Origin of the sequence: Roseivirga sp., from assembly GCF_049099775.1 — a bacterium.
In the GTDB taxonomy this organism is placed as follows: Bacteria; Bacteroidota; Bacteroidia; order Cytophagales; family Cyclobacteriaceae; genus Roseivirga.
The window spans coordinates 702,850-728,825 of sequence record NZ_JAGDZM010000007.1 but is presented as its reverse complement, the minus strand read 5'-3'; the positions used below and the strand labels follow the sequence as shown (position 1 = coordinate 728,825).

The following is a 25,976-nucleotide window of genomic DNA, read 5'->3' as shown; positions in this document are numbered from 1 at the left end:
AATGAGTAAAATAAGACTTGGAATGATTGGAGGAGGCCTCTCCTCTTTCATCGGCATAGTTCATAGAATAGCATCCTATATTGGTGAAGAATATACACTAGTAGGTGGTGCCTTCGACACTGATTATGACAACGCAATAAAGTTCGCTAATAAACTTGAACTAGACGTTAATCGAACCTACCCTAACATTGATACCTTCATTGAAAAAGAATCAGCACTTCCTGCAGACGAAAGGATAGAAGCTGTGGTAGTGGTAACCCCAAATTTCTTACACTACCCGATGGCTAAGCAGCTGATTCAGGCAGGATTTCATGTGATTTGTGAAAAACCTGTTACTAATACCGCCGCAGAAGCTATAGAACTTGAAGAACTTGTTAATAAGCACAAAGTAGTCTTTGCCCTTACCCATACTTATACTGGTTACCCAATGGTGAGGCAAATGAAATCCATGATTGCGGAAGGGATTATTGGAGATGTTCAGAAGGTAGATTCTCAATACTATCAAGGATGGATTAACCCAGTGATTCACGACCCCGAGAAACGAAAAAGTGTTTGGCGCCTAGATCCTGCAAAAGCAGGTCAAAGTTGCTGTATGGGAGATATTGGTGTTCATGCCTTCAATATGATCGAATACACTACTGGTTTAAAAACACTCAAAGTACTTTCAGACCTTAATACCCTTTACGAAGACAATCCTTTAGATATAGATGGCACGGCGATGCTTCGGTTCGAAAATGATGTTCGTGGATTAGTTCGCGCAAGCCAGATTGCCACAGCAGAAGAAAACAGCCTAAGAATTTCAGTTTATGGTACAAAAGGGGCATTAAAATGGGAACAAGAAGATCCTAATTACTTATACCATTTACAGGATGGCGAACCCGTAAGAGTATTAAAACCAGGCCATGTATATGCGAGTGAATTTGCACAACAAAGCACTAAAATGGCTCCAGGTCATCCAGAAGGAATATTCGATTCTATGGCCAACCTCTATGTAGGTGCAGCTAAAGCCATTCGAGGAGAAGATTATATAGACGGTGCCTTCCCTACCATAAGAGATGGCGTACGCGGAATGAAATTTATTGAAGCAGTACTTGCCTCAGATAAAAACGGAAATTCTTGGACAGAAATTGACGACTAACCATGATGAAAACAATCAAAGGACCAGCAATATTCTTGGCACAATTTGCCGATGACCAACCACCGTTCAATTCTTTGGCTGGAATGGCGGAATGGGCAAGCGCTCTTGGCTATAAAGCCGTACAAATTCCAACTTGGGATGCTCGCCTGATTGACCTTGATAAAGCGGCCGAAAGCAAGACTTATTGCGATGAATTGAAAGGTACACTTGCAGAACATAACTTAGAAGTGAGCGAACTATCGACTCATTTACAAGGGCAACTGGTAGCAGTGCACCCTGCATATGAAGAGTTATTTAAAGGGTTTGCTCCAAAAGGCCTAAACAAAAAACAGCGTAACCATTGGGCGATCGATCAGGTGAAAAAAGCGGCAGTTGCCTCAAAAAACCTAGGTATTAACGTACACGCTACATTTTCAGGCGCACTAGTATGGCCTTATTTTTACAATTGGCCTCAACGCCCTTCCGGACTTATAGAAAAAGGCTTTCAGGAATTAGCCAAACGCTGGATGTCTATTTTAAATCATTTCGATGAACAAGGTGTAGACGTTTGTTACGAAGTTCACGCTGGTGAAGACCTTCATGACGGTACTTCTTTCGAAATGTTTTACGAAGCCACCAATAAGCACAATAGAGTTAAACTTCTTTATGATCCTTCTCATTTCGTCTTACAACAACTAGATTATCTGGCCTACATTGATCATTATCATGAGTTCATCAGAATGTTCCATGTCAAGGATGCCGAATTTAATCCCAATGGTAAATCAGGTGTTTACGGCGGGTATCAAGATTGGGGTGATAGACCAGGTAGATTTCGCTCTATTGGCGATGGGCAAGTAGACTTCCAAAGTATCTTCTCGAAACTTACACAGTACGGATATGATGGCTGGGCAGTGCTCGAATGGGAATGCTGTATCAAATCGCCTGAACAAGGCGCCCGAGAAGGTGCAGAATACATAAAGGACTTTATAATTGAGGCTACTGAAAAAAGCTTTGATGATTTTGCTGACGCCGGTATAAGTGATGATGAATTTAAAAACCTATTAGGCATAGAAGAATGAGAAAATATACATTAACCTCCCTCCTAACTTTATTTTGTGTACTTGCCATGGCGCAGGTGAAAGACCCAAAAGCCACAGAAGTTTACGACCCAGTTCCTAAAAAGGTAAGTCCTGGCATGAATGGCACAGCGCCATCCGATGCCATCGTGCTTTTCGATGGAAAATCCCTTAATGAGTGGAAATCTCGAAAAAATGGAAATGCAGCCGGATGGAAAGTAGAAAACGGCTATATGGAAGTGGTTAAAGGCACAGGTGATATTATGACAAAGCGTCAATTTGGAGACATTCAACTCCATATTGAGTGGTCGGCACCAACGGAAATTGTCGGAGAAGGTCAAGGAAGAGGAAATTCGGGCGTTTTCCTTCAAGAACGTTACGAGGTTCAAGTATTGGATAGTTATGTAAGTACTACTTATTCTAATGGGCAAGCTGCATCGCTATACAAGCAAAGTATCCCACTAGTGAATGCTACAGTAGCGCCTGGTGAATGGAATGTTTATGATATAATATTTCATGCGCCGCAATTCAATAAGGATGGCATCAAGGTAGCCGATGGCTATGTAACGGTAATGCACAATGGCATCGTTGTTCAAAATCATCAGAGGTTACTCGGTACTACAGAATATATTGGTTTCCCTAAAAACCCTGCGCATGGAGACGGGGCCATTATTCTTCAAGACCACGGTAATCCTGTAAGGTTTAGAAACATTTGGTTAAGAGAGCTCTAGTATGCTAAGAGATCTAGACAATTGGTACCTGAATAAATCAGAACCGAATAAAAGTTGTCTGCAAGCTCTTAGAATTTGGATTCAAAATTCAGACGAACAAATAACAGAGGCATGGAAATATCGCATGCCTTTTTTTTGTTTCAAGGGTAAAATGTTTTGCTACCTGTGGGTTGACAAAAAAAGTCATCAACCCTATATCGGTATTGTAAAAGGAAATCAGATTAAACACAAAGCACTTCTTCAAGAAAAGAGAGCCAAAATGAAAATTCTTCCTATCAACCCAAATAAAGATTTGCCAATCGGTTTGATCGGAGCGTTACTAGAAAAAGCAAAGACATTTTACTAAAAAACCCCTTCTAAAACACTGCTGCTCTAGAAAGGGGTTTTTAAAGATAAATAATCGACTACTATTATTTACTGACAAAATGAGGTATCAATTTCTACTGAAAAACTGATACCTAGTGTTTTAAAATAGGTGCCGACTGCTCGACACCTAAGAAAATACCAAGCGCAGCTCGACTGCTAGATTAAGCCTTGCCTGATACATGTAGCCACTAGTGCTGTAGTGTTGCGTGCTTGTGACTTTTTTAAAATGTTTTTTAAATGTGTTCTCACTGTGAATTCAGAAACAAAGAGTTCAGTTGCTATATCCTTCGCTCTATTTCCGTCTGCCAACAAATTGATGATCTCAAATTCCCTATTGGTAAAATTGATTACTAGTTGTAAGTGTTTCATTGTCTGTCAGTTTTTATAGTCACTTAAAGGGAGCGATAAATGGACAGATATTTCTAGCCGAATACTTTCAAGAATAGATATAGTAGTTTTCAGCTAGAAGCAAGTGCGAGTAGTAGAAAACCATTAATTGCTTTAATAGACTGATTTAACTAGATGAAAACGATTAATATCCGATATCTTGATTGCTAATGACTCAAAGTCATTGTAGCTTAATTGTTGATCCAAACACTATTATCATGACTGACAAAAACAGTATGAGCACAATTGGTACTCCCTTGAAGAAAGTCAAGGATTTACCCAAGAGCATTATTACCCATATGCCATTTATAATGTTCCGTCCATTTCTAAAAGCCCATAATGGAAATGAGTATATCATTATGGATTTTCTTTATTTCTACAAGAACTTAAGAGTCACTAGTCCTTATCAAGACGGCCAGTACTTTGACGAGCTGCCTGAAGGAAATGTATTAAAGTTCAATGCTGAGGCATTTGATAAGAGCATAAAGAATATGGTAGTGAAAAACACTTACTATTTTAAAAAAGATCTAAAATCTAATACGCTATTTTTTAGAATGCTGGCGAGTCAAGAAACGATAAACGCTTATAATAAAGCTAACCCTAAAAATCCGATCGGTGGTGGGGATTTCATTGATAGAGATACCGGCTTGCCTTCATTCTTTACTAACGATTGTGAGATTGGAATCCCGCCTGTACCACCAACCTAGTAAACCTTGAAAACATTAAAGACCAAATTACAATTAGCATTAATGCTGCTTGTCTTTGTTGTTAATTTGAGCTTAAGTCAGGCTATAAACCTTGATAGCCTAAAAACTGTCTTCGACGAAAGTCCGAATGCAGAAACAGGCATGCTACTATTGAAGAGGGCATTGGCTTTAGATCCAGAGTTATCAAAACAGTATTTAAGCAAAGTAAATGCCCTATTAAAAACGGAAGATGAATTCTTGGACTACAGAGTTTTTAGAGGTGACCTTTATAATAAAAACTTAAAATATGATAGTGCCGTCAAAGTATATACTGATCTATTAGTTGATTTGAAAGGATCCGATAAGTTATCGCTATATGCGGATCTTAACGATAAGATTGGTATAATCTACGTTCAGCTTAGAGAACATCAGCAGGCACTCGACTATATCAGCGAAGCCTTAGCAATTAGGGAGGAAAATGAACTTACATCTGAGCTTCCGAAGTCTTATTACTATTATGGAGCCGCTCAATTTAGACTTGGAAAACATCAAGAAGCTGCCAATAACTTTCAAAAAGGAATTTTAACTGTAAAGGATGACACCCAAAAACCTCTACTTGCTAACACTTATTATATGTTGGCCAATAGCCTCCAGATTCTAAATTCTTATGATAGTGCTCTATATTATTTTGGATTTGCAAAAGAGTTATATGATGAACTGGAGTTAGATCAGTTAAAAATTGGTCTAAATACTGAAATTGCCCAGGTCTACATATTAAAACAACAGTTTGCAGAAGCCAAAGTAATTCTTGAGGACAATTTAGAGGACCTAAAAGCCTTCAACGATTGGGGAGCGTACAATCGCATATACTCATTATTGACCGATGTCTATGCGGCAGAAGGCAACTATCGCAAAGCACTAGAGTACCAAAAACAGAAATTTGACACTGTTGTCTCTTTCCTAGTGAGTCAAAGGACAGAATCAGTCGCCCAAATCACAGAAGATTTTCGGACCGACAAACAACTCGATGAAGCAGAAGAGGAAGCTGTTTCAGCTACACAAAGGGCCCAAATGTTCGGGTTGATTATCGTTATACTGGCTATAGTTCTGATCATTAGCTATTTGCTTTTTACCCGAGCAATACAAAAGAAACAACTTGAGAACCTACAAGCCATGGTAATTGGCGAGGAAAATGAGCGCAAGAGAGTGGCTAAGGATTTACATGATGGCATTGGTGTTTTGCTAACAGGAATTAAACTTAGACTGAGCAGTTTTCAAGATAAGGTCTCCGCACAGTCAGACTTTAAAGATTCTCTTGATCAAATTGATAATGCTTGCACCGAAGTACGTCGGATTTCTCACAACATGGTACCGGCTAGCCTGACAAAACTTGGTTTACAAGAAGCAATTCTTGACCTTCTGGATAACGTAAGTGCTTCTACGGATATACTAATAGAAGAAACTTTTGACTATGAAGAGGGAGCACTTGCAGAAGAGAAAGAGGTGCTCTTATACCGTATAGTACAAGAGTTGGTGAATAACAGCCTTAAATACGCAAATCCAGACAAATTAGAGTTGTCGATCTCAAAATCAAATAATGATTACTTGCTCAAATATGCTGACAATGGCAAAGGTTTCGATAAATCGAAGGTAAAGCTCGGCCTAGGGTTAAAAAGCATTGCCTCTAGGGTAAATATTTTGAAAGGCAAACTCTCTTTCGATAGTGACCCAAGTACTGGAACGGCATTTAATATCACGATCCCTCAATATGGATAAGATTAAAATCATGGTAGTTGATGATCATCAAGTGATCATCGACGGTATGGAAGCCATTATCAACAATACAAACGATTTAGAGTTTGTTGGTGGGGCACTTAACGGGCATCAGGTGATAGAAGCTATAGAGCAAGAAAAAGACGTTGATCTAATTCTCATGGATATTAATATGCCTGAGATGGATGGTCTTGAATGTACGTCATACCTCAATAAGCACCACCCTGATATTCGGGTGATCGCGCTAAGCATGCATGACAACCCTAGACTTGCAAAGCGAATGATTAAAAATGGCGCTTTTGGTTTCTTACTTAAGAATTCCAGCAAGGAAAATATTCTTATGGCAATTGCTGAAGTTTCTAAGGGCAAGAATTTCTTCGATCCTCAGTTAATGTCAGCATTTTTTGATGCTGGAAATAAAAAATCCTCCAGCAGCTTCGGAAAGAAAGACTTATTGACGAAAAGAGAGTTAGAGATAATCCAGCTTATTTGTCAGGAAAAAACAACTGGAGAAATTGCGGACGAATTATCGATCAGCACGCATACTGTTGAAAGTCATCGAGCGAATATATTATTGAAACTTGAACTTAAAAACTCTGTCGGCTTGGCGAAATGGGCTATCCAAAACGAGGTTTACGAACTTTAGAAAATCGCGTCTACTTATAATAAAAAAGCCTCTCCGATGATTTCGAAGAGGCTTATTCTTTTATAAAGACTCTATCAAACGCTAGACCAAGATTTTTGCCCAGCTTCGTAAGGAATACATCCTTCATATTTAACTGGTATAGGATCATATCTCATAACGGTTTCTCCTACCAATTCTGAAGTAAAATAACTATTGAAAGTCGCGTCAACTACGCTTGTCACGAAGTGAGCTTCCACAAATTCATCAGATTTCTCTCCAGCGTCCTTAAAGGTCTCTCTATAATTCTTAAGAATCTCAGGTTGCTCATTGTACTTCTTGTAATAAGCATTTATTACATCGGTTACTTGAGGCGTTGTTGCCTTATTAAAGGAAACCTCAGCATTGCCTTTGAAGTTTTCTACAAATACGGCTAACCCTCTTTTAAAATAACTTGCTTCCTCTTCAGTACTGAAAAGACTGAAAGCTTCATCTAAATGAGCAGGAACACCCGCCTCAATAGCACCAGGAGTAGTTGTTTTAGGGGCAATACCTTCACAAATTTTCTCCATTTGTGCAGCTTCTTCAGGTGTAAAGAAAACCGGGATCCAATCTACAGTAGGGGTAGCAGTACAACTCTGCAATGACCCAAATAGTAAGCTGGAAGAAAATAGTGCGGCAGAACCGTACCCTATGTTTTTGATTGCTTTTCTTCTTTCCATGATCTATAGTTTTCCTTTTTTTACTTGATCTGCGGCATAATTAGCTGCTCTAGCAGAAAATGCCATGTAACCCAATGACGGGTTGTGACAAGCTGCTGAAGTCATAAATGCTCCATCAGTTACAAAAACGTTTTTACATGCGTGCACCTGATTCCATTTGTTTAGAACGGATGTTTTTGGGTCGCGTCCCATTCTAGCCGTTCCCATTTCATGAATACCTAAACCCATGTGGGGGCCATTGTCATAAGTACCGACGTTTTTAAAGCCTGCGGCTTCAAGCATTTCAGCACCAGCTGATGCCATATCTTTTCGCATTTCATATTCATTCTCATGAAAATTACCTGCGTCGAATCTTACTTGAGGTAATCCCCAAACATCAAGATTTTCATAGTCTAGCATCATGTAGTTTTTGTGTTGGGGAAGTACCTCACCAAAACCACCGAAGCCCATAGTCCAGCTACCTGGTTCCATTAGCATATCTTTAATATTGCCACCTACTCGCGTATTACGCATTTCAGCAATATTTCGGCCCCAGCCATCACGACCAGCACCACCTTGATAGCCATACCCTCTTATGAAGTTCTTCATATTAGAGCTTCCGCCTAGATTTCTAAACCTTGGAATGTAAATACCATTGGCTCTTCTGCCTTTAAAGTATTTATCCTCGTATCCTTCTACTGTTGAATAAGCACCAACGCCTAAGTGATGATCCATGATATTATGACCTAGTTCGCCACTATCGTTACCCAAACCGTTTGGAAATCTTTCGCTCTTAGACTGCATTAAAATACTTGCAGAGGCAATTGCCGAAGCACATAGGAAAATGACTTTAGCATAATATTCTGTTGACTCCTTAGTATTCTGATCTATGGCTCTAACTCCTGTAGCCTTCCCTGTGCTATCATCGTACATAACTTCATGTACAATAGCATCAGTTTGAATTTCGAGGTTACCACTTTGCACGCCTGCTGGAAGTGTTGATGACAAACTGGAGAAATAACCACCGTAAGGACAGCCTCTCATGCATCTGTTTCTCATCAAACACTGGCTTCTTCCTCCTGGATTCTTATGATCAGGCTGCGAATTAGCCAATGGCTCGGTTAAATGGGCAGTTCTTCCTATAGTTACCCATCTGTTATTCCACTTGCTCTCAACTGCTTTTTTAAAGTCTTTCTCCACACAATTCATTTGCATTGGCGGAAGGAATTTACCATCTGGTAATTGCTTAAACCCTCTGTTTTCACCACTTACTCCGATATAACGTTCTACATAGTCGTACCATGGTTTAATATCTTTGTAGCGCACTGGCCAGTCTACTCCAAATCCGTCTTTACGGTTTGCAGTAAAATCAATATCACTAAGGCGATAGCTCTGCCTTCCCCAAGTAATAGACCTTCCACCAAGGTGGTAGCCACGCATCCAGTCGAAGCGTGTATCTTCTTGATAAGGGTGTTCACTATCTTTTACAAAGAAGTGTCTGTGTGCCACATTAGTGGTGTATCCTGTTCTGTTTTGCTTAGGATAGTCTTTTTCTATTTCTTCTTTTTTGGTTCTACCACGATTTGGTAAGTCCCAGGTATCCATAGTAGCCGTGTGGTAGTCTTTGATGTGTTCGATCTTTCGACCACGTTCGAGTACCAGTGTCTTTAAGCCATTTTCACTAAGTTCTTTAGCTGCCCAGCCTCCACTGATTCCCGAGCCTACCACAATTGCATCATAGGTTCTCTCCTGCTTTGCTTTAAGGTTTAAGTTCATTGAGAATAGTATTGAGTAAAAAATTGTACAATCTTATCCAGCGCGATTTATTTGGATAGATTAGAAATATAAGCAGAAAGCTTTAAAAAAAACAGAAGGCTTTGATTGCTGGGCGCGATGCCTTAGGGTAGGTAAATAAAAAAGCCTCGAGGTTATCGAGGCTTAAAATCTTTAGTATTCATCTTCATTAAAGAAGAAGTCGTCTTTGGTCGGGTAATCCGGCCAAATTTCTTCAATACTTTCATACGGTTGTCCATCATCTTCAAGTTCTTGAAGGTTTTCTACAACCTCTAAAGGAGCTCCTGAGCGAATGGAGAAATCAATCAACTCATCCTTAGTAGCCGGCCATGGGGCATCTTCTAAGTATGATGCTAGTTCTAGTGTCCAGTACATATATCTTCCTGTTTCTTTGGCGTGCAAAAGAATAGAATAAATTTCTAAAATTCAAATGCTTAAAAGCAAATATTTCATCGCAGCTACTTGAATTACTAAAAGCTTATCCTCATCTGCTTATTAGCTGTTTTTCAGTTCTTGCAAGATACCTTTTTTCACTTCAACCTTCCTTTTTTGTTGGTTCAGCTTCTTTTCCAACAGTCCATCGAGCCCTTTAGCCATGCTAAATTTCCCTAAGTTCTCTTCAAAAGTGTGTAGCTCATTTATATCTCGCTCCATCAATCCTCTCAACAACCGAATACGAAGTTTTTTTAGTTCATCTTCAGAACTATCCTTTTTAGATTTTTTTAAAACCAGCGAATTCAAGAACTGCTTTTCTGAAATGGAGTCAGATAAAAAAAGATATTGTTCGAAGATCGCATCACTTACCTTTTTATCAACTGGGCCTATGCCTTTCCACGCTTTCTGAATTTGATGTAATTGTATACTTGGTACGACTGTCCTGTTAGCTTCAACAAGTTTTTCGATGAGTGCTTCCTTCGCCCTGAGATTATCCTTAGTACTGGCCTTTTTCTTTGTTTTATCTAGCTTCCTAGCATTATTTAATGCCGCTTTAATTGTTGTTTGAAACGCTTGCCAGAATAAGTTATGCTGGGTTGGTTTTATCTTCGGTAGACTTTTCCATTCTTCAGTATATGTATGAATGGCTGTTTTTAACTCATTCAACCCATCAATTTTCTTAAGAGCTTCTGCTTTTTTAACAAAAGAAACGTAATCCTCTTCTTTCTCGGCCATCATCTTATCTAAGTCGGCATAGAAAGCCGCTCGACTATCATAAAAGAATTTGATCAGTTCGGTATAGGCACCTTCTATGGCCTCTTTTTGATCAACACCTACAGCACCTGTTTTAGTCCATTTGGTTTGGATTTCCTTTACCCCCAAAGAAGCCGTTTTCCATTCACTACTTTTTGCGACAGTTTTTAGTTCTTCCAAAAGCGCTGTCTTAATTTGTAAGTTCTTGTGCCTATTCGCTTCTACATAAGCGTTCAACTCTGCTTCAAGTACATCCAACTGTCCATAGAGTTTTTCAAAATCGCCAATAGCATCAAACTGATGAAGTGTTTCCTTTAAATGAAGGACTTTCATAAGGAAAGATCCTTTATTGGTATTCGCACTTATCTTTTCACTAACCGTATTCACCTGCTTTTCGGCTAATTCGAATCGGTCTTCATAATATGACAAGCTTTCTTCTTCAGAGCCTTTAACCTCTCCTATTTCCAAATCAGGAAAATCTAAAAATGCTTTTCTGAATACTTTACCGTCCTTAATATATCCGTAGACTAACTTTTCCAATGCTGTGATTTTTCAATTCGCGCTCGAAATTAGTTAATTCAATTTATTGCGCTGAATTCAAGGATATTTTTTAGCATATTTGATCCAAAATCAGCCAAAAATGAGTGATAACAAGATAATTTTTTCAATGGCAGGGGTAAATAAGATCTACCCACCCAAGAAACAAGTACTTAAAAACATATACCTATCTTTTTTCTATGGTGCTAAAATCGGCGTTTTAGGATTGAACGGTTCAGGTAAATCATCATTGCTCAGGATTATTGCTGGAATGGATAAGGAATACCAAGGAGAAGTGGTTTTCTCGCCAGGTTATTCTGTGGGTATGCTCGAACAAGAGCCTGATTTAGATCTTAATAAAACCGTACGACAGGTGGTTGAAGAAGGGGCTCAGGAAACGGTTGATTTATTAAAAGAATTCGAAGATATCAACCTTAAGTTTGCCGATCCAGGCGTACTTGCTGATCCAGATGCCATGGAAAAACTGATTGAGGATCAGGGTAAAGTGCAAGAAAAACTGGATCAAGTAAGTGCTTGGGATTTAGATTCGCGATTGGATAGAGCCATGGATGCGCTTAGGACTCCTCCTGCAGATGCGCCAATTAAAAACTTATCGGGTGGTGAAAAAAGAAGAGTAGCCCTATGCCGACTTCTAATTCAAGAACCAGATGTGCTTTTACTTGATGAACCTACCAACCATTTAGATGCTGAATCTGTTCATTGGCTAGAGCAACACTTAAGACAATACAAAGGCACTGTAATAGCGGTAACGCACGATAGGTATTTCCTTGATAATGTAGCTGGCTGGATTTTAGAGCTTGATAGAGGTGAAGGCATTCCTTGGGAAGGAAACTATTCTTCTTGGTTAGACCAAAAACAAAAAAGACTTGCTGATGAAGAGAAGTCTGAGTCTAAAAGGCAAAAAACCTTACAAAGAGAATTAGAATGGGTTCGCATGTCGCCGAAAGGAAGACAAGCGAAATCAAAAGCCCGTTTAGGGGCTTACGACAAATTGGTAGGCCAAGAGGGTAAGGAAAGAGAACAGAAATTGGAGCTTTATATTCCTGCCGGCCCAAGGCTTGGAAATAAGGTTATTGAAGCTAAAGGAGTTTCTAAAGCCTTTGGTGATAAACTGTTATATGAAAACCTTGAGTTTTCATTACCGCAAGGAGGAATTGTCGGAATTATTGGTCCAAATGGAGCAGGTAAAACCACGCTTTTCAATCTGATCACAGGAAGAGAAACACCGGATACTGGAGATTTTGAAGTTGGCTCAACCGTCGACATTGCCTACGTTGATCAGGAGCACACGCAACTGGATCCTAATAAAACAGTTTGGGAAGTTATTTCTGAAGGCAATGAATTAATCAACCTTGGAGGAAAAGAAATTAATTCCAGAGCCTATGTCAGTAGATTCAATTTTAATGGTAATGATCAAAACAAAAAAGTAAGCGAGCTTTCGGGTGGCATGAGAAATAGGGTGCATTTAGCTTTAACACTTAAGCAAGGTGCCAATCTGTTATTACTAGATGAGCCTACCAATGACTTGGATGTAAATACGCTGAGGGCATTGGAAGAAGGTATAGAGAACTTTGGAGGGTGCGCAGTAATAATTTCTCACGATAGATGGTTCTTAGATAGAGTTTGTACTCACATTCTAGCATTTGAAGGAGATTCTCAGGTTTATTGGTTCGAAGGTACCTACTCAGATTATGAGGAAAACCGTAAAAAACGCTTAGGGGATGTAGATCCTACAAGAATTCGATACAAGAAGCTTGGTTGATAAACTGTTTCTTTTTGATTAAATTTAGTTAGAGGTGATATGAGGATAGATATGAAAAAGATAAAAATATTGATCATGCTACTTTGTGCAATGAGCTTTTCGGCTCTAGGACAGGTAACAGGAAGTAGTGTAACAGGAAGTGCAATATCAGGTACTGGAGGAAGTGATCTAAGGATTGGTACAAACGGAAGAATTTCAGTAAGATCGAGACTGCCAGAGGCAAAAGCGGTTATTGATTATTCTCCTTATGTTTATGAAAAAGGTCGTCAAACAACTATTCTATTATTAAAAGGCGATACAGTGAGTGGTAACTTCTTGTATAATATGGAGACTGAAGCCTTGGAAGATGCATTTTCTGATAGAATCATCCCATGGAATATTGTTAAGTCTTTCAGCTTTGCAGCACAAGGAGATTTAGACGCCGTAAACTTCACCAATACCAAACTCATCTGGCCAGAAAATCAATATGGCGGCTTTATGCAAGACGTAAGTTCCTCGCCATTTGTTAAGGTGAAGCACTACCTAGAATTTATTCCGAGTAATTATGATCCAACTACTGAAATTGGTTCCATGAACGATGACATCAAGGCGTTCAGCACTCGTTATTTGAAGTTGAATAATAAATGGGTTGTCCTTCCTGATACTAAAACAGCATTCTATAACCTATTTGGAAGTTATTCTGATCAACTCAGAAAATATGCACGTAAAAACAAGCTCAAAGTAAAAAACCCTGAGCATGTTGGTGAAATGGTTTCTTGGGTAGCTAGAAATAAAAATTAATTTCTTGCTCCAATTCGGGATGAAGGCTTAAAGCAACGGGACAGTTTTTTCCAATTCCTTTTAGCCATTCTCTATCCCTCTCGTCAACAGGGCAATTGTCCCAATGAAATTCGACCTGAAGGGCAGAAATTCTTCTAGGACTTGCAGACATTACTTTAGTAGTTTCCAGATGCAAACCAGTCATATCAATTCCTTTCTTTTCTCCGGCAATGGCCATAACGGTCATCATGCAACTGCCAAGCGCTGCGGCCACGGCATCGGTCGGCGAGAAAGTCTCCCCTTTTCCGTTGTTATCAACTGGGGCATCGGTAAGCAATTGATTACCAGATTTTACATGGATTGCAGACGTTCTCAAAGCGCCTTCGTATTTAGATTTGATCGTAGCCATAAACTAAGCAGGATAATTTTTCGTTAATTTAGAGACCATTATAATACCGTCAAAACTGTATGACTTCTATTACAAAAAGCACCGTTTTACTTCTCCTATTTGTGCTAAGCTTTAGTGCAGTTGCACAGCAATCAGGCAGTTTAGTCGACGAAGAATACACTTCAGAAAATGTCTTCGGAATTAATAAGGCTACCAACGGAGGACTGCTTAGCGGCTTCTACTATAGACAATCTAAGGTTATAAGCGATGGAAATCTTGTCAATTACGGTATAGAGTTGGTCAATATTAAGCATGCTAGAGAAACTAAAGAAACTACAGTTACCGGAAGTTCTTTCGTATTTGGAAAATCTAATTACTTTTTGGCACTAAGACCTACTTACGGTAGAGAAAAAATATTATTCAAAAAGGCGCCCCAACAAGGTGCTAGAATTACTGCCATGGCGGCCGCAGGGCCTTCAATTGGAATAGAAGTACCATATTTCCTTGAATTTAATGGCAACAGAAAAGAGCAATACAACCCTGATGACCCTAGTCATGCTCGGAACTTCATTATTGGAACAGCAGGTCCATTCAGAGGCCTTGGCAGGTCTAAATTTGTGCTTGGCGCCCACGCAAAAGCTTCCCTCACATTTGAAACTAACTCCACCAAAAAGAAAGTTTTTGGTGTAGAAGTTGGCATGTCTTTAGACATTTATACCCGTGAAATCAACATTATCCCTGAATCCGATAATAATAGCGCTTTTCTTGCCGGATTTGTAGCTATTTATTTCGGTAAAAGAAGATAAGCCTTAAGCACATCTTTTTTGGAACCTTTGCCTTACCTTTGTGTTTCTATAGTCATAGGAGAAAGATATGATAGAACTACCTGTCGTTTCGAAGGAAACAGTTGAAAGAAGACGTAAGAAACCAGATTGGCTTCGTGTAAAACTGCCAATAGGTCCTGAGTATGCAAAAGTCCGCAAGCTCGTTGATAATTATAAACTTCATACTATTTGTGAGAGCGGCAATTGCCCAAATATGGGGGAATGCTGGGGTGCAGGTACTGCTACCTTTATGATTTTAGGGAACGTCTGTACAAGGTCTTGCTCTTTTTGCGCAGTTGCTACTGGAAGACCTCCGGAATATGATACTGAAGAGCCAAAGCGTGTTGCCGAAGCTATTAAGTTAATGGGCGTAAAACATGCGGTAATTACATCGGTAAATAGAGATGAGTTAAAGGATAGAGGTGCTGAGGTTTGGTACCAAACAGTGGTTCAAACCAAAGAACTTAGTCCTGCTACAACCATTGAAACTTTAATTCCTGACGTAAAAGGAAACTGGGAAGCACTTTATAGAATGATCGACGCCGGTCAAGAAGTAGTTTCACATAACATGGAAACTGTTAAGGACCTTTATCGCCGTGTGAGACCTCAAGCCAAATACGATAGAAGCTTAGAAGAGCTTAATCGCATTAAAGAATACGGAAAAAGATCTAAATCTGGTGCGATGCTCGGTCTTGGAGAAACAGACGATCAGGTATTTAAGCTAATGGATGACTTGGCGGAAGTAAAGCTAGACATCCTGACACTAGGCCAATACCTTCAGCCTACTAAAATGCACCATGAAGTTATTGACTATGTTCACCCTGATAAATTCGAATTCTTTAAGGAAGAAGGATTAAAAAGAGGCATTAAGTATGTTGAATCCGGACCTTTGGTTAGATCTTCTTACCATGCTGAGAGACATGTGCATGTTTAGTCGATTGACTATTCGTCAATAGAACAAAGTACAAAGATATATTTGAGAATTATGAAGCCGCTAAATGCGGCTTTTTTTATTATTAATTTGATATACATAGATTTATGATGTATTATTGTTCTATGTATTCAAGAGAACTATTAAAAGGAATTCTAAAACCTATCATTCTTAAACTTCTTTCAGAACAGAATAGAATGTATGGTTATGAGATCGTCCAGCACGTAAAAGCTAAGTCTGAGGGTAAAATTCTCATCAAAGAAGGATCACTATATCCAAGTCTGCATGCCTTAACCAAAGAAGGTTATTTACAAACGGAATCAGTCAATGTGGGAAATCGAACAAGAAAATACTACAGCCTTACAAAAAAAGGCAATGGCCTTCTAAGCATGTCTGTAGCAGAAGTTCTTGACTTTAGGGCCACGTTAGGTTTACTATTTGAGAATAAAAAACCAGCGCTATCATGATTACTAATCAACAAGCAAATGAAATCAGGAACTTCTTGAGTCAAGAGAATTTTACCGATAAAGATCTTATTGACGATTTGGTCGATCACATTTCAAGCGAAATTGAACTACTCCTAGAAGATGAAAAAACATCATTTGACGAAGCTTTCGAATTAGCAAGAAGAAAAACATTGCCTACTAACGCTAATGAAATAGAAAAGGATTTAAAAATTTTAACCACAAAAACTCCAAATATCATGATTAAGAAAACAGCTTATATCGGTGGATACCTGAGTGCTTTATTGTTCAGTCTAGCTATCCTGTTTACCATACTATCATTTCAAAATGAATCTATGACAGATAGCAGAAGAGAAAGCATGTCAAAACAATATATTCTGATGGATATAGACCGAAAAATAAGCAAAGAAGAAAGGATTGACATATTTAGTAATTACAATAAGGAAACAGCGCTTTTAAACCTTAAAGCTATTGAACAAAGGTCTAATAGTCAGATGCTCTTAATCATTTCAATACTTCTCTTTGGTATTACCTTTCTACCTTATAAATTTTACCTGGGGTTTAAAAGAAGTGAGCTCCAATTCAATTAATTAGCAATGATTTAAAAGAAGCAGCAAAGCAATAGCATTTATTTGCTTGTTAATAGTGCCGAATGGATTAACATACAGAAAGCCGAACAACCTAATGGTTCGGCTTTCTGTATGTTATAATATGGTTACTAACTGTTACTTCTTAAGGACAACCTTGATATATTTCACTCCGGTAGTATGCCTTACATTTAGTAGATAAACACCATTCCCTCGCAAGCTTAAGTTAACTTTCGTCTCTAAGCCTATATTGCTAGATTTATTGTAGATCACTTTACCTTGCATATCGTAAAGAAGAATCGAATGTACTTTTTCTGGGTCATTCACTTTTACCGTAAATACTCCCGTTGACGGGTTCGGGTATGCGATTATATCTAAGGCCTCTTCTTCTGATTGAACCTCTTCTTCTTCTGTTAAAAATATCTCCTCATTTACACTAGATCCTTCGGTATTATTTATCGTAAAGTTCCATGTATTTACTGTAAACAAACCATTAATGTTATTGTCGCCATCATCGACCAAAGCATCCTTGCTTAAATGAACCAACAGTTCTTGACCACTAGGTAGGCCTAAAGGCAAATCAAAACTAAGTGTATTGTTCTGCACTAAGACTGAAGCATCATTAACATCTACCTGATATTGAATTGAAATATCACTCTTCTTGAAGATACGCAACTTACCACTGCCTTTGAATACATCTTCGCTAAAGGTGGCAGTGAAAGTAGCTTCTTCCATGGCTGTTCCATCATCTACTGGATTCAAGCTAGTAATCGCCGGTGATGGATCTGGTACTATGGTAATGTTCCAAGTATCAGTATCGAATATTGATCCGATCTCGTTTCCTCCTTGGTCTTCTAATGATTGACCAGCAAAATGAATGAACAATTCTTCTCCTGTTGGCAACGACGCAGGAAGGTCTAACGAAACAGTACCACCCGATAGCTCTATACTCTCATCTGTAATCTCTTTACTATAAACCACAGACAGGTCATTCTTTCTGAAAATCCTAAGCTTGCCATTCGCCTTTTCTACAGATTCATTAAAGGTAACCGTTATGGTCTCTCCAGGAAGGGCAGTACCACCATCTGCTGGGCTCAAACTAGAGATCTCCGGTGATGGATCTGGTACTATGGTAATGTTCCAGGTTTCGGAATCGAATATTGATCCGATCTGGTTTCCTCTTTGGTCTTCTAATGATTGAGCAGCAAAATGAATAATCAATTCTTCTCCTGTTGGCAAATAAGAAGGAAGGTCAAATGAAACGGTACTACCTGACACCACTATATTCTCATCAGTAATCTCTCGATTATAGACTACTGATTGATTGCTCTTGCGGAAAATCCTTAGCCTACCGCTCGCCTTCTCTACTGACTCATTGAAGGTAACCGTAACAGTCTCTCTTGGAAGAGCAGTTCCACCATCTATTGGACTCAAAGTAGCAATCTCTGGTGATGGGTCTGGAACTATGGTAATGTTCCAGGTCTCAGAGTCGAATATTGATCCGATCTGGTTTCCTCTATCATCTTCTAATGATTGAGCAGCAAAATGAACAAACAATTCTTCTCCTGTTGGCAAATATGTAGGAAGGTCAAACGAAACGGTACTACCTGACACCACAATACTCTCATCTGTAATCTCTCGGCTATAGACAATTGATTGATCACTCTTGCGGAAAACCCTTAGCCTACCATTCGCCTTTTCTACAGACTCATTGAAGGTGACTGTTACCGTCTCTCTTTGAAAGGCAGTTCCACCATCTACTGGACTCAAACTAGAAATCTCTGGCGATGGATCAGGTACTATGGCAATGTTCCAAGTTTCATTATCGAATATTGCTCCGATCTCATTTCCTCTTTGGTCTTCTAATGATTGAGCAGCAAAATGAATAATCAACTCTTCTCCTGTTGGCAATGATGCAGGCAGGTCTAATGAAACAGTATTACCTGACACCACAATACTCTCATCTGTAATCTCACGGTCATAGACCACTGATTGATCACTCTTGCGGAAAATCCTTAGCCTTCCATTTCCCTTCTCTACTGATTCATTGAAAGTGACCGTTACCGTCTCTCCAGGAAGGGCTATCCCACCATCTTCTGGGCTCAAACTAGTAATCTCTGGTGATGGGTCTGGTACTATCGTAATGTTCCAAGTATCATTGTCGAATATTGCTCCGATCCCGTTTCCTCCTTGATCCTCTATTGATTGAGCAGCAAAATGAATAAACAATTCTTCTCCTGTTGGTAAGGATGAAGGAAGGTCTAGTGAAACGCTACTACCTGTCACCACTATATTTTCATCTGTAATATCTCGGCCATAGACCTCTGAACCATCACTCTTTCGATAAATTCTTAGCCTACCATTTCCCTTCTCTACTGATTCATTGAAGGTGACTGTTGCTGTCTCACCAGGAAAGACTGTTCCACCATCTACCGGGCTCAAACTAGAAATTACTGGAGATGGGTCTGGTACTATCGTAATGTTCCAAGTATCCGTATTAAATATTGATCCGATCTCGTTTCCTCCTTCGTCTATTAATGATTGAGCAGCAAAATGAATGATCAATTCTTCTCCTGTTGGTAAGAATGAAGGTAAGTCTAGTGAAACGGTACTACCAGATACCACTATACTCTCATCGGTAATCTCTTGGTTATAAACCATTGATTGATCACTCTTGCGGAAAATCCTTAGTCGACCATGCGCCTTTTTTACTGATTCACTGAAGGTAACCGTTACTGTCTCTCCTGGAGCGGCTGATCCACCATTACTTGGGCTCAAACTAGAAATCTCTGGCGATGGATCTGGCATGATAGTAAAGTTCCAAGTCTCCGAGTTAAATATTGATCCAATCTGATTTCCTTGTCGGTCTTCTAATGATTGAGCAGCAAAATGAACGAATAATTCTTCTCCTATTGGCAAGGATGAAGGAAGGTCTAACGAAACAATACTCCCAAACACTACTATGCTCTCATCCGTAATTTCTCGCTCATAGACTATTGATTGATCACCCTTTCTGTAAATCCTTAACTTTCCATTCCCCTTAGCTATTGGTTCATTGAAGTCGATCATTATCTTTTCTCGGGGACGCGCTGTTCCACCATCTACTGGGCTCAAACTAGAGATTTCTGGCGATGGGTCTGGTACTAAAGTAATGTTCCAAGTTTCATTATCGAATATTGCTCCTATCTCATTTCCATCTTGGTCTTCTAATGATTGAGCAGCAAAATGAACGAACAATTCTTCTCCTATTGGCAATGAAGCAGGAAGGTCTAATGAAACGGTGCTTCCAGACACTACTACATCCTGATCATTAATCTCTCGATCATATACCACAGATAGATCACTCTTTCTGAAAATCCTTAGCTTTCCATTTCCCTTCTCTACGGATTCATTGAAGGTTACCATTATCGTCTCTTCAGGAAGCGTTGTCCCACCATCTACCGGACTCAAACTAGAAATCTCTGGTGATGGGTTTTCTACTACTATAATGTTCCATGTTTCAGAGTCGAAAATCGATCCAATCTCATTTCCTGCCTGATCTTCTAATGATTGAGCGGCAAAATGAATAAACAATTCCTCTCCTAATGGCAACGATTCAGGAAGATCTAATGAAACGGTACTACCTAATACGTCTATTCTTTCATCAGTAATATCTAGGTCATATACCAGGGATAGATCACTCTTTCGGAAAAACCTCAGCTTACCACTATTCGGAAAAATAGGCTGATCAAATGTTGCTGTAATTGTAGTAAAAGCTAAAACTTCACTACCGTCTTCAGGACTCAGACTTACGAGTTTTGGTGAAGTTATATCTGGAAAATTAAAGGTCTCATTTTGGAAAACAAGATTCCCTTCAAACAATCTCTTCACGCCGCCCGGTGCCAATTTACCCATGGGTAATTGATCTCCATTTGAAAACCAATGGATGTTGCTTCCAGTATTAAGGTCTGCAGTTACAAATGCATTTGGACCTTCACCGTACCATCTATCAAAGTTTCCAGTAAAATCAATGTCCTTATCAAATAAGACTTTCCAATCTACACCATCAAAATAAAAATGAGTTGGCTTAAGTTCTCCGAAGGTCATATAAGTCATATATAACTTATCGCCGTCAGCAGAATATCCAGAAACAGCGCCACGGCCACTTGAGAAGGATTCGGCTAAGGACAATTCACGGAGGTTTTCACTTCCTAATCCATCAGCTTGTAATTGGCTAATAAATATTTGATGAAGATCCGTAACATCTAATACTGATTGATAATTAGAATCAAACTCTATATTAATTAAACCATTATCTCCACCGATAAAAATATGCTCATTATTGGTAACAAATATCATTTCAGGGTCCGAAGGGTTAGCCTGAGCAGGAGTCTGGCTATAAATAGCCTTCACAGGGTCATCACCTGGTGTTATTTTCTTTATTACTATTTTATTTTCATTTCTATCAAGATAGGTGTAAAATACACCTTGAGCATTTCCATATGTACAAGAATAACATGCTATTAACGACGACAAATACTTCTCATTTTCTTGCAAGACCCAGTTATTACTAGTAAAATCATAAAAAAGTATGTCATCTGGTTGTATGTCTATGTTGCTGATCACATTACCATTTACGTCTGTCAAACCAATGATAACTGGTATGAACAAAATATCGTTACCATAAGCCATTGCCGCGTTAGCAATAGAGAAGTTTGTCGAAATAGAATTGGCAAGACTCCTCCACCTTTTGGTATTCTTATCAAATTCAGTAATGAAATTGGAATAGACATTAATAATACGCGCAGCGTCTTCAAAAGACCTAACAGGCTCCGCTCCTTCCGCCAGAGGGTCTTTGATTATATTATCTGACCAACGATCTAAAGCATTAAAATCAGTCATTTGCAATTGAACATTCTCAACCTTTAAATCAGTGGAACTTGTTAGGCTGATATCAAAAGTATACTCATTCTCACTGTTTAAGTCAAAGTACTCTCCTAATTCAAATGACTGGCTCCATGGTGTTCCAAAAGTTGACGAAGTGGCAGCCAATGGAACGGTAACGGACTGAACTACTTCTTCTGAAATCACAGCATCAACCTCTATGCTACTAAAATCGATTTGGTGAGTCGGCATTCCATTAAACTGGTTATATAATGAAACTTCTATCCTACCATCAATTGGGAAGTTCTTAACTCCATTAAAGGGTTTAGAAACTTCTATGCTTGTCGATCCAACAATTTCCGAGGGTATCGGTAGATTTTTAAAGGTATCAGGGTAAAGTGTCCCCCATCTTCTTTTATCTAAATAAGCAATACCCTGACCATGGCCAAAACTAGCTAAGGTCTTTTCATACTGTAGAAATGAAAACAGCTCCTCATTAGTAACAGAACTCTCTAGATTACCCAGCGCACCATTTTCTCTAGACTTATTAATTATAACCAATGCATCTTCGGTTCTACCTACGTTAAGATACGCTTCGGCCAATAGTAATTCCTTTTCAAGTAAATCTATCTCTGGTACTTTCGATGTAAAGCCGTCTAAAAATTCCTCGTAACGGTGGAATGAATAATTAGAGAAGAAATAATAACCTCTATCTGCAGAAAAACTAACACCGTTGTTATATCGAAAATATTCATTAAACCTTGCGTCATCACTTACCACCTCTGGCAATGAACTAACACCATCTGGATAAGGATAGACCCCTCCTATATCCTTTGTAGACTCATTAGCCATCATATTCACTACACGTTGACTTGCACGTGCCCACAGAGGGTTTTGGCCTTGAATCAAAATCCTTGACCACCAGATAATTCCATCACCCTGAATAGAAAGATCTTCTTCGATTCCATTGCCAAGTAGTTCTATTACTTTTTCCCAATCAAGGTCGTCATCACCCCTGGAAGAGTTCATAATGAACCGTGCGGCATAAGTATTTATAATTTGTACAAAACCTTCATTAGAAATATCATTACCATTTATCCAATTATTTGGCAAAACGAAATCACCAGCTTCAGCAAATTCTTTCGCTAGTTCGAAGTGTCCGATACTTACTTCTAAAATCTCTTGATAAGATTTTAGATTATAATCAGGTGAACTCGTTTCAAAATCATATAGGTAGGCCTCATTAAAGTGGTTGGCCAGTATCCCATAAGTATAGCCTGTCACAAAATGTATGAAGGCCATATTTCTATTATAATCAAAATCACTTGAGTTTTGGCCATCAAATAATTCAACACTGACTCCCAAGTTCTGATAAACCTGCGACCAAATTGATAAGTTATTTCTAGAAGTGGTTACGTCAATGTCTTCTGAAGGTAATCTTGGAATTTGACCAAAATCTCGCATACCCCAGTTACCCCATGAAGAACTTAGTTCTTCTGCAGCTACGGAAAATGGCATGTCCAAACTTTGTCTCAGAATTCTCCAAGAGCTGTTAAAATGTCGATCTAGTGCTTCTTGTGAATAGGAAACATCCAAATCTCCTGTTTCAGATCCGTTATCAGAAAAATTAAAACTCTCATTTTGGAAAACAAGACGTCCGTCTGATATTCCAGTGACTATCCCTGGTCCTAATTTACCCATTGCCAATTGTTCCCCATTTGAAAACCAATGAATATTACTACCTGTAATCAAGTCTGCCGTTACAAAAGCATTTACACCCTCTCCATACCATCTGTCTAAGCCTCCCGTAAAATCAATCTCCTCATCAAATAATAAGTGCCAATCGACACCATCAAAATAAAAATGACTCGGCTTGGGATCTCCATATGTCATATATGACATATATAACTCATTTCCATCGGGAGAATACGCAGAAACAGCACCGCGACCGCTTTCGAAAGATTCTGCTAAGAACAATTCAAGGAGGTTCTCACTTCCTAAACCATCGGCTTGTAATTGGCTAATAAATGTTTGATGGAGATCCGTGACCCCATTGACTGTTTCATAATTAGCGTCAAACTCAATTTTTGTTAAACCATTATCTCCTCCAATAAAAACATACCCGTTGGTAGCAAATATCATCTCAGGGTCCTGAGGGTTAGCTTGAGTAGGGGTTTGACTATAAAGAGTCTCTACAGGATCATCCCCCGATGTTATTTTCTTTAGTACTATTTGATTATTTTCCCCATCAAGATAAGTATAAAATACACCTTGGCCGTTTCCATATGTACAAGAATAACAGTCTACTAACGACCCTGAATACTTCTCACCTTCTCGTAAGACCCAATTATCACTCGTAAAATCATAAAAAAGTATGTCTTGTGGTTCTGTGTTACTAATCACATTACCATTTGCTTCTGTCAAACTATTGATAACTGGTATAAACAAAATGTCATTTCCATAAGCTAAAGAAGCTTGTGTAATAGAGAAGTTAGTTGAAACAGAATTGGCAAGATTACTCCACTCATTGGTGGCCTTATCAAAGACAGTAATATGATTGAAATAGATATTTATAACACGAGCCTCATCTTCAAAAAACCTTACTGGCTCAGCCCCTTGTGCTAGTGGGTCAATTAGCGCATTGTTTGACCAACGATCTAAAGCATCAAAATCAGTCATTTGTAATTGAAAACCCTCAATTTTCGAAACACTTAAATCGGAAGAACTTGTCAGGCTAATATCAAATGAATATTCATTTTCACTGCTTAAGTTGATGTAATCTCCTATTTCAATTGACTGACTCACGGTGGCTCCGTCATTAGATGAAGTAGCGTTCAATGGAATAATAAATGATACTACTTCATTTTCTGAAATAGTAGCATCTACCTTTAGCTCCCCTTGATGAGTCGGTATTCCATTAAATTGGTTATAAAATGAAACTTCGATTGAGCCATCTATTGGGAAATTCTTTACGCCATTAAAAGGCTTAGAGACTCCAACTAGTCTTGTTGATTCTTTATTTTCCGATGGTATAGGGAGCTCTTCAAAAGTATCTGGATAAAGTGTGCCCCACCTTCTTTTATCGAAATATGCAACATCATGTCCAAAACTGGCTAGAGTTTTTTCATACTGTAGAAATGAGATTAATTCCTCATTGCTTATGGGGCTCGTGAGATTATCCAACTCTCCAATTTCTCTAGAGCTATTAATTATTTCCAATGCTTCTTGTGCTCTACCAACATTGAGCAAAGCTTCTGCCAGCAGCAGTTCTTTTTCAATCAAATCAATTTCAGGCACTTTGGTGTTAAAGCCTTCTAGAAATTCTGGGTACCGATTAAAATTATACATCGAAAAAAAATGATATCCCCTGTCCGCAGCAAATGAAACACTAGAGTTATATACAAAGTAATCATTGAACCTCCTGTCATCGCTCGTTACCTCAGGTAGAGAACTAACTCCCTCAGGATAAGGGTAAACACCTCCCGCACTCTTCGATGACTCATCGGCCATCATATTTATTACGCGCTGACTAACACGTGCCCAGACAGCTTGTTGACCTTGTATTAACGTCCTAGACCACCATACATTTCCGTCACCTTGGATTGAGAGATCTTCTTCAATTCCATTATTAAGTAATGCAATTACGTTTTCCCAATCAACTTCCTCGTCACCTCTAGCACTATTCATAATGAATCTTGCAGCATAAGTCTTTATAATCTTTATAAAATCTTCATTAGAAATATCATTACCATTGATCCAATTAGTCGGTAATGAAAAATCTCCAGCTTCAGCAAACGCTTTCGCACTTTCAAAGTGTTCCATACTAACTGCTAAAATCTCTTGATAAGATTTTAAACTATAATCAGGCAACATGTTTTCAAAATCATATGTGTAAGCCTCATCAAACAAGCTTGCCAGTACCCCATAAGTATGGCCTGCCACAAAGTGCATGTAGGACATATTTCTGTTATAGTCAACATCATTTGGATTTTGACTCCTGAATAATTGAGCACTCTCACCTAAACTAGCATAAGAATCTCTCCAAATAATTGAGTTGTTTCTAGTAGAGGTTGCATCAATGTCTTCGGAAGGTATTCTAGGAATATTACCAAAATCTCGCATCCCCCAATTACTCCATGAAGAACTTAATTCTTCTGCTGCAACAGAAAATGGCATGGACCTATCCTGCCTCAAGATTTTCCAAGAATTTAAAAAATGTTGATCTAGACTTTCTTGAGAGAAAGAAACTGTAGTCAAGGAACATACAAACAGTAGTAGAAGTAATATTTTTTTCATAGAGATTTCTGGTCAGGATATTTAGCCTTTGAAATTACTATTTTTTATCAAAACTAGAAATTACTTTTTTTAAAATATTTCTAGGCAAAACACAAAAAAATCT

At 38.7% G+C, this 25,976-nt stretch carries 20 protein-coding genes; 13 read left to right on the top strand and 7 right to left on the bottom strand.

Translation table 11 applies throughout. The annotated features are described in order from the left end of the window. Position 1: 1 nt before the first annotated feature. From JXQ92_RS14310 to JXQ92_RS14295, 4 genes are read left to right on the top strand one after another with little or no spacing between them, the layout of a single operon-like run. Positions 2-1,138, top strand: a complete 1,137-nt coding sequence (locus JXQ92_RS14310) for a Gfo/Idh/MocA family protein (RefSeq protein ID WP_421987303.1) — start codon at positions 2-4, stop codon at positions 1,136-1,138. 5 nt (positions 1,139-1,143) lie between these two features. Continuing rightward, positions 1,144-2,196 carry a sugar phosphate isomerase/epimerase family protein gene (locus JXQ92_RS14305; RefSeq protein WP_421987378.1) on the top strand — a complete coding sequence of 351 codons (1,053 nt, stop codon included), beginning with the start codon at positions 1,144-1,146 and terminating at the stop codon, positions 2,194-2,196. After that, the gene (locus JXQ92_RS14300) at positions 2,193-2,924 is read left to right on the top strand and encodes a 3-keto-disaccharide hydrolase (RefSeq protein WP_421987302.1); all 732 of its coding nucleotides are present in this window, start codon (positions 2,193-2,195) and stop codon (positions 2,922-2,924) included. The genes JXQ92_RS14305 and JXQ92_RS14300 overlap by 4 nt, the downstream gene beginning before the upstream one ends. 1 nt (position 2,925) lies before the next feature. Continuing rightward, complete coding sequence (locus JXQ92_RS14295) at positions 2,926-3,270, top strand: DUF1801 domain-containing protein (protein ID WP_421987301.1); 345 nt, start codon at positions 2,926-2,928, stop codon at positions 3,268-3,270. Positions 3,271-3,446: 176 nt separating this feature from the next. On the opposite strand, the gene JXQ92_RS14290 is transcribed toward JXQ92_RS14295, so the two are convergent. Continuing rightward, positions 3,447-3,659, bottom strand: a complete 213-nt coding sequence (locus JXQ92_RS14290) for a response regulator transcription factor (protein ID WP_421987300.1) — start codon at positions 3,657-3,659, stop codon at positions 3,447-3,449. A gap of 236 nt (positions 3,660-3,895) precedes the next feature. Here JXQ92_RS14290 and JXQ92_RS14285 point away from each other — a divergent pair, with 236 nt between their 5' ends. From JXQ92_RS14285 to JXQ92_RS14275, 3 genes are read left to right on the top strand one after another with little or no spacing between them, the layout of a single operon-like run. After that, a complete protein-coding gene (locus JXQ92_RS14285; RefSeq protein ID WP_421987299.1) occupies positions 3,896-4,384 on the top strand; it encodes a hypothetical protein in 489 nt (162 codons plus the stop codon). Between the two features lie 6 nt (positions 4,385-4,390). Then, the gene (locus JXQ92_RS14280) at positions 4,391-6,139 is read left to right on the top strand and encodes a tetratricopeptide repeat-containing sensor histidine kinase (protein WP_421987298.1); all 1,749 of its coding nucleotides are present in this window, start codon (positions 4,391-4,393) and stop codon (positions 6,137-6,139) included. After that, positions 6,132-6,782 carry a response regulator gene (locus JXQ92_RS14275; protein WP_421987297.1) on the top strand — a complete coding sequence of 217 codons (651 nt, stop codon included), beginning with the start codon at positions 6,132-6,134 and terminating at the stop codon, positions 6,780-6,782. The genes JXQ92_RS14280 and JXQ92_RS14275 overlap by 8 nt, the downstream gene beginning before the upstream one ends. 74 nt (positions 6,783-6,856) lie before the next feature. Here JXQ92_RS14275 and JXQ92_RS14270 read toward each other — a convergent pair whose 3' ends face one another. The 4 genes from JXQ92_RS14270 to JXQ92_RS14255 form a co-directional block, all read right to left on the bottom strand. After that, on the bottom strand, positions 6,857-7,480 hold the full coding sequence (locus tag JXQ92_RS14270; RefSeq protein WP_421987296.1) for a gluconate 2-dehydrogenase subunit 3 family protein: 624 nt from the start codon (positions 7,478-7,480) through the stop codon (positions 6,857-6,859). A gap of 3 nt (positions 7,481-7,483) precedes the next feature. After that, a complete protein-coding gene (locus JXQ92_RS14265; RefSeq protein WP_421987295.1) occupies positions 7,484-9,235 on the bottom strand; it encodes a GMC oxidoreductase in 1,752 nt (583 codons plus the stop codon). Between the two features lie 171 nt (positions 9,236-9,406). Further along, positions 9,407-9,628: a DUF2795 domain-containing protein gene (locus JXQ92_RS14260; protein WP_015329640.1), complete on the bottom strand. Its 222-nt coding sequence runs from the start codon at positions 9,626-9,628 to the stop codon at positions 9,407-9,409. Positions 9,629-9,748: 120 nt separating this feature from the next. Then, positions 9,749-10,981: a DUF349 domain-containing protein gene (locus JXQ92_RS14255; protein WP_421987294.1), complete on the bottom strand. Its 1,233-nt coding sequence runs from the start codon at positions 10,979-10,981 to the stop codon at positions 9,749-9,751. A gap of 100 nt (positions 10,982-11,081) precedes the next feature. Between JXQ92_RS14255 and ettA the strand changes: the two genes are divergently transcribed. Continuing rightward, a complete protein-coding gene (gene ettA / locus JXQ92_RS14250) occupies positions 11,082-12,761 on the top strand; it encodes an energy-dependent translational throttle protein EttA (protein WP_421987293.1) in 1,680 nt (559 codons plus the stop codon). A 51-nt stretch (positions 12,762-12,812) separates the two neighbouring features. Then, a complete protein-coding gene (locus tag JXQ92_RS14245) occupies positions 12,813-13,541 on the top strand; it encodes a hypothetical protein (RefSeq protein ID WP_421987292.1) in 729 nt (242 codons plus the stop codon). Here JXQ92_RS14245 and JXQ92_RS14240 read toward each other — a convergent pair. Next, positions 13,525-13,929 carry an OsmC family protein gene (locus JXQ92_RS14240; RefSeq protein WP_421987291.1) on the bottom strand — a complete coding sequence of 135 codons (405 nt, stop codon included), beginning with the start codon at positions 13,927-13,929 and terminating at the stop codon, positions 13,525-13,527. The two genes, JXQ92_RS14245 and JXQ92_RS14240, sit on opposite strands and share 17 nt — an antisense overlap. A 59-nt stretch (positions 13,930-13,988) precedes the next feature. Between JXQ92_RS14240 and JXQ92_RS14235 the strand changes: the two genes are divergently transcribed. The 4 genes from JXQ92_RS14235 (at position 13,989) to JXQ92_RS14220 (ending at position 16,717) form a co-directional block, all read left to right on the top strand. Then, positions 13,989-14,714, top strand: a complete 726-nt coding sequence (locus JXQ92_RS14235; protein WP_421987290.1) for a hypothetical protein — start codon at positions 13,989-13,991, stop codon at positions 14,712-14,714. 67 nt (positions 14,715-14,781) lie between these two features. Further along, positions 14,782-15,666 carry a lipoyl synthase gene (gene lipA, locus JXQ92_RS14230; protein WP_421987289.1) on the top strand — a complete coding sequence of 295 codons (885 nt, stop codon included), beginning with the start codon at positions 14,782-14,784 and terminating at the stop codon, positions 15,664-15,666. A gap of 122 nt (positions 15,667-15,788) precedes the next feature. Beyond that, positions 15,789-16,130 carry a PadR family transcriptional regulator gene (locus JXQ92_RS14225; protein ID WP_421987288.1) on the top strand — a complete coding sequence of 114 codons (342 nt, stop codon included), beginning with the start codon at positions 15,789-15,791 and terminating at the stop codon, positions 16,128-16,130. Further along, the gene (locus tag JXQ92_RS14220) at positions 16,127-16,717 is read left to right on the top strand and encodes a hypothetical protein (RefSeq protein WP_421987287.1); all 591 of its coding nucleotides are present in this window, start codon (positions 16,127-16,129) and stop codon (positions 16,715-16,717) included. Before JXQ92_RS14225 ends, JXQ92_RS14220 begins: the two co-directional genes overlap by 4 nt. Positions 16,718-16,852: 135 nt before the next feature. Here JXQ92_RS14220 and JXQ92_RS14215 read toward each other — a convergent pair whose 3' ends face one another. After that, positions 16,853-25,873, bottom strand: a complete 9,021-nt coding sequence (locus JXQ92_RS14215) for an Ig-like domain-containing protein (protein ID WP_421987286.1) — start codon at positions 25,871-25,873, stop codon at positions 16,853-16,855. Positions 25,874-25,976 lie beyond the last annotated feature (103 nt).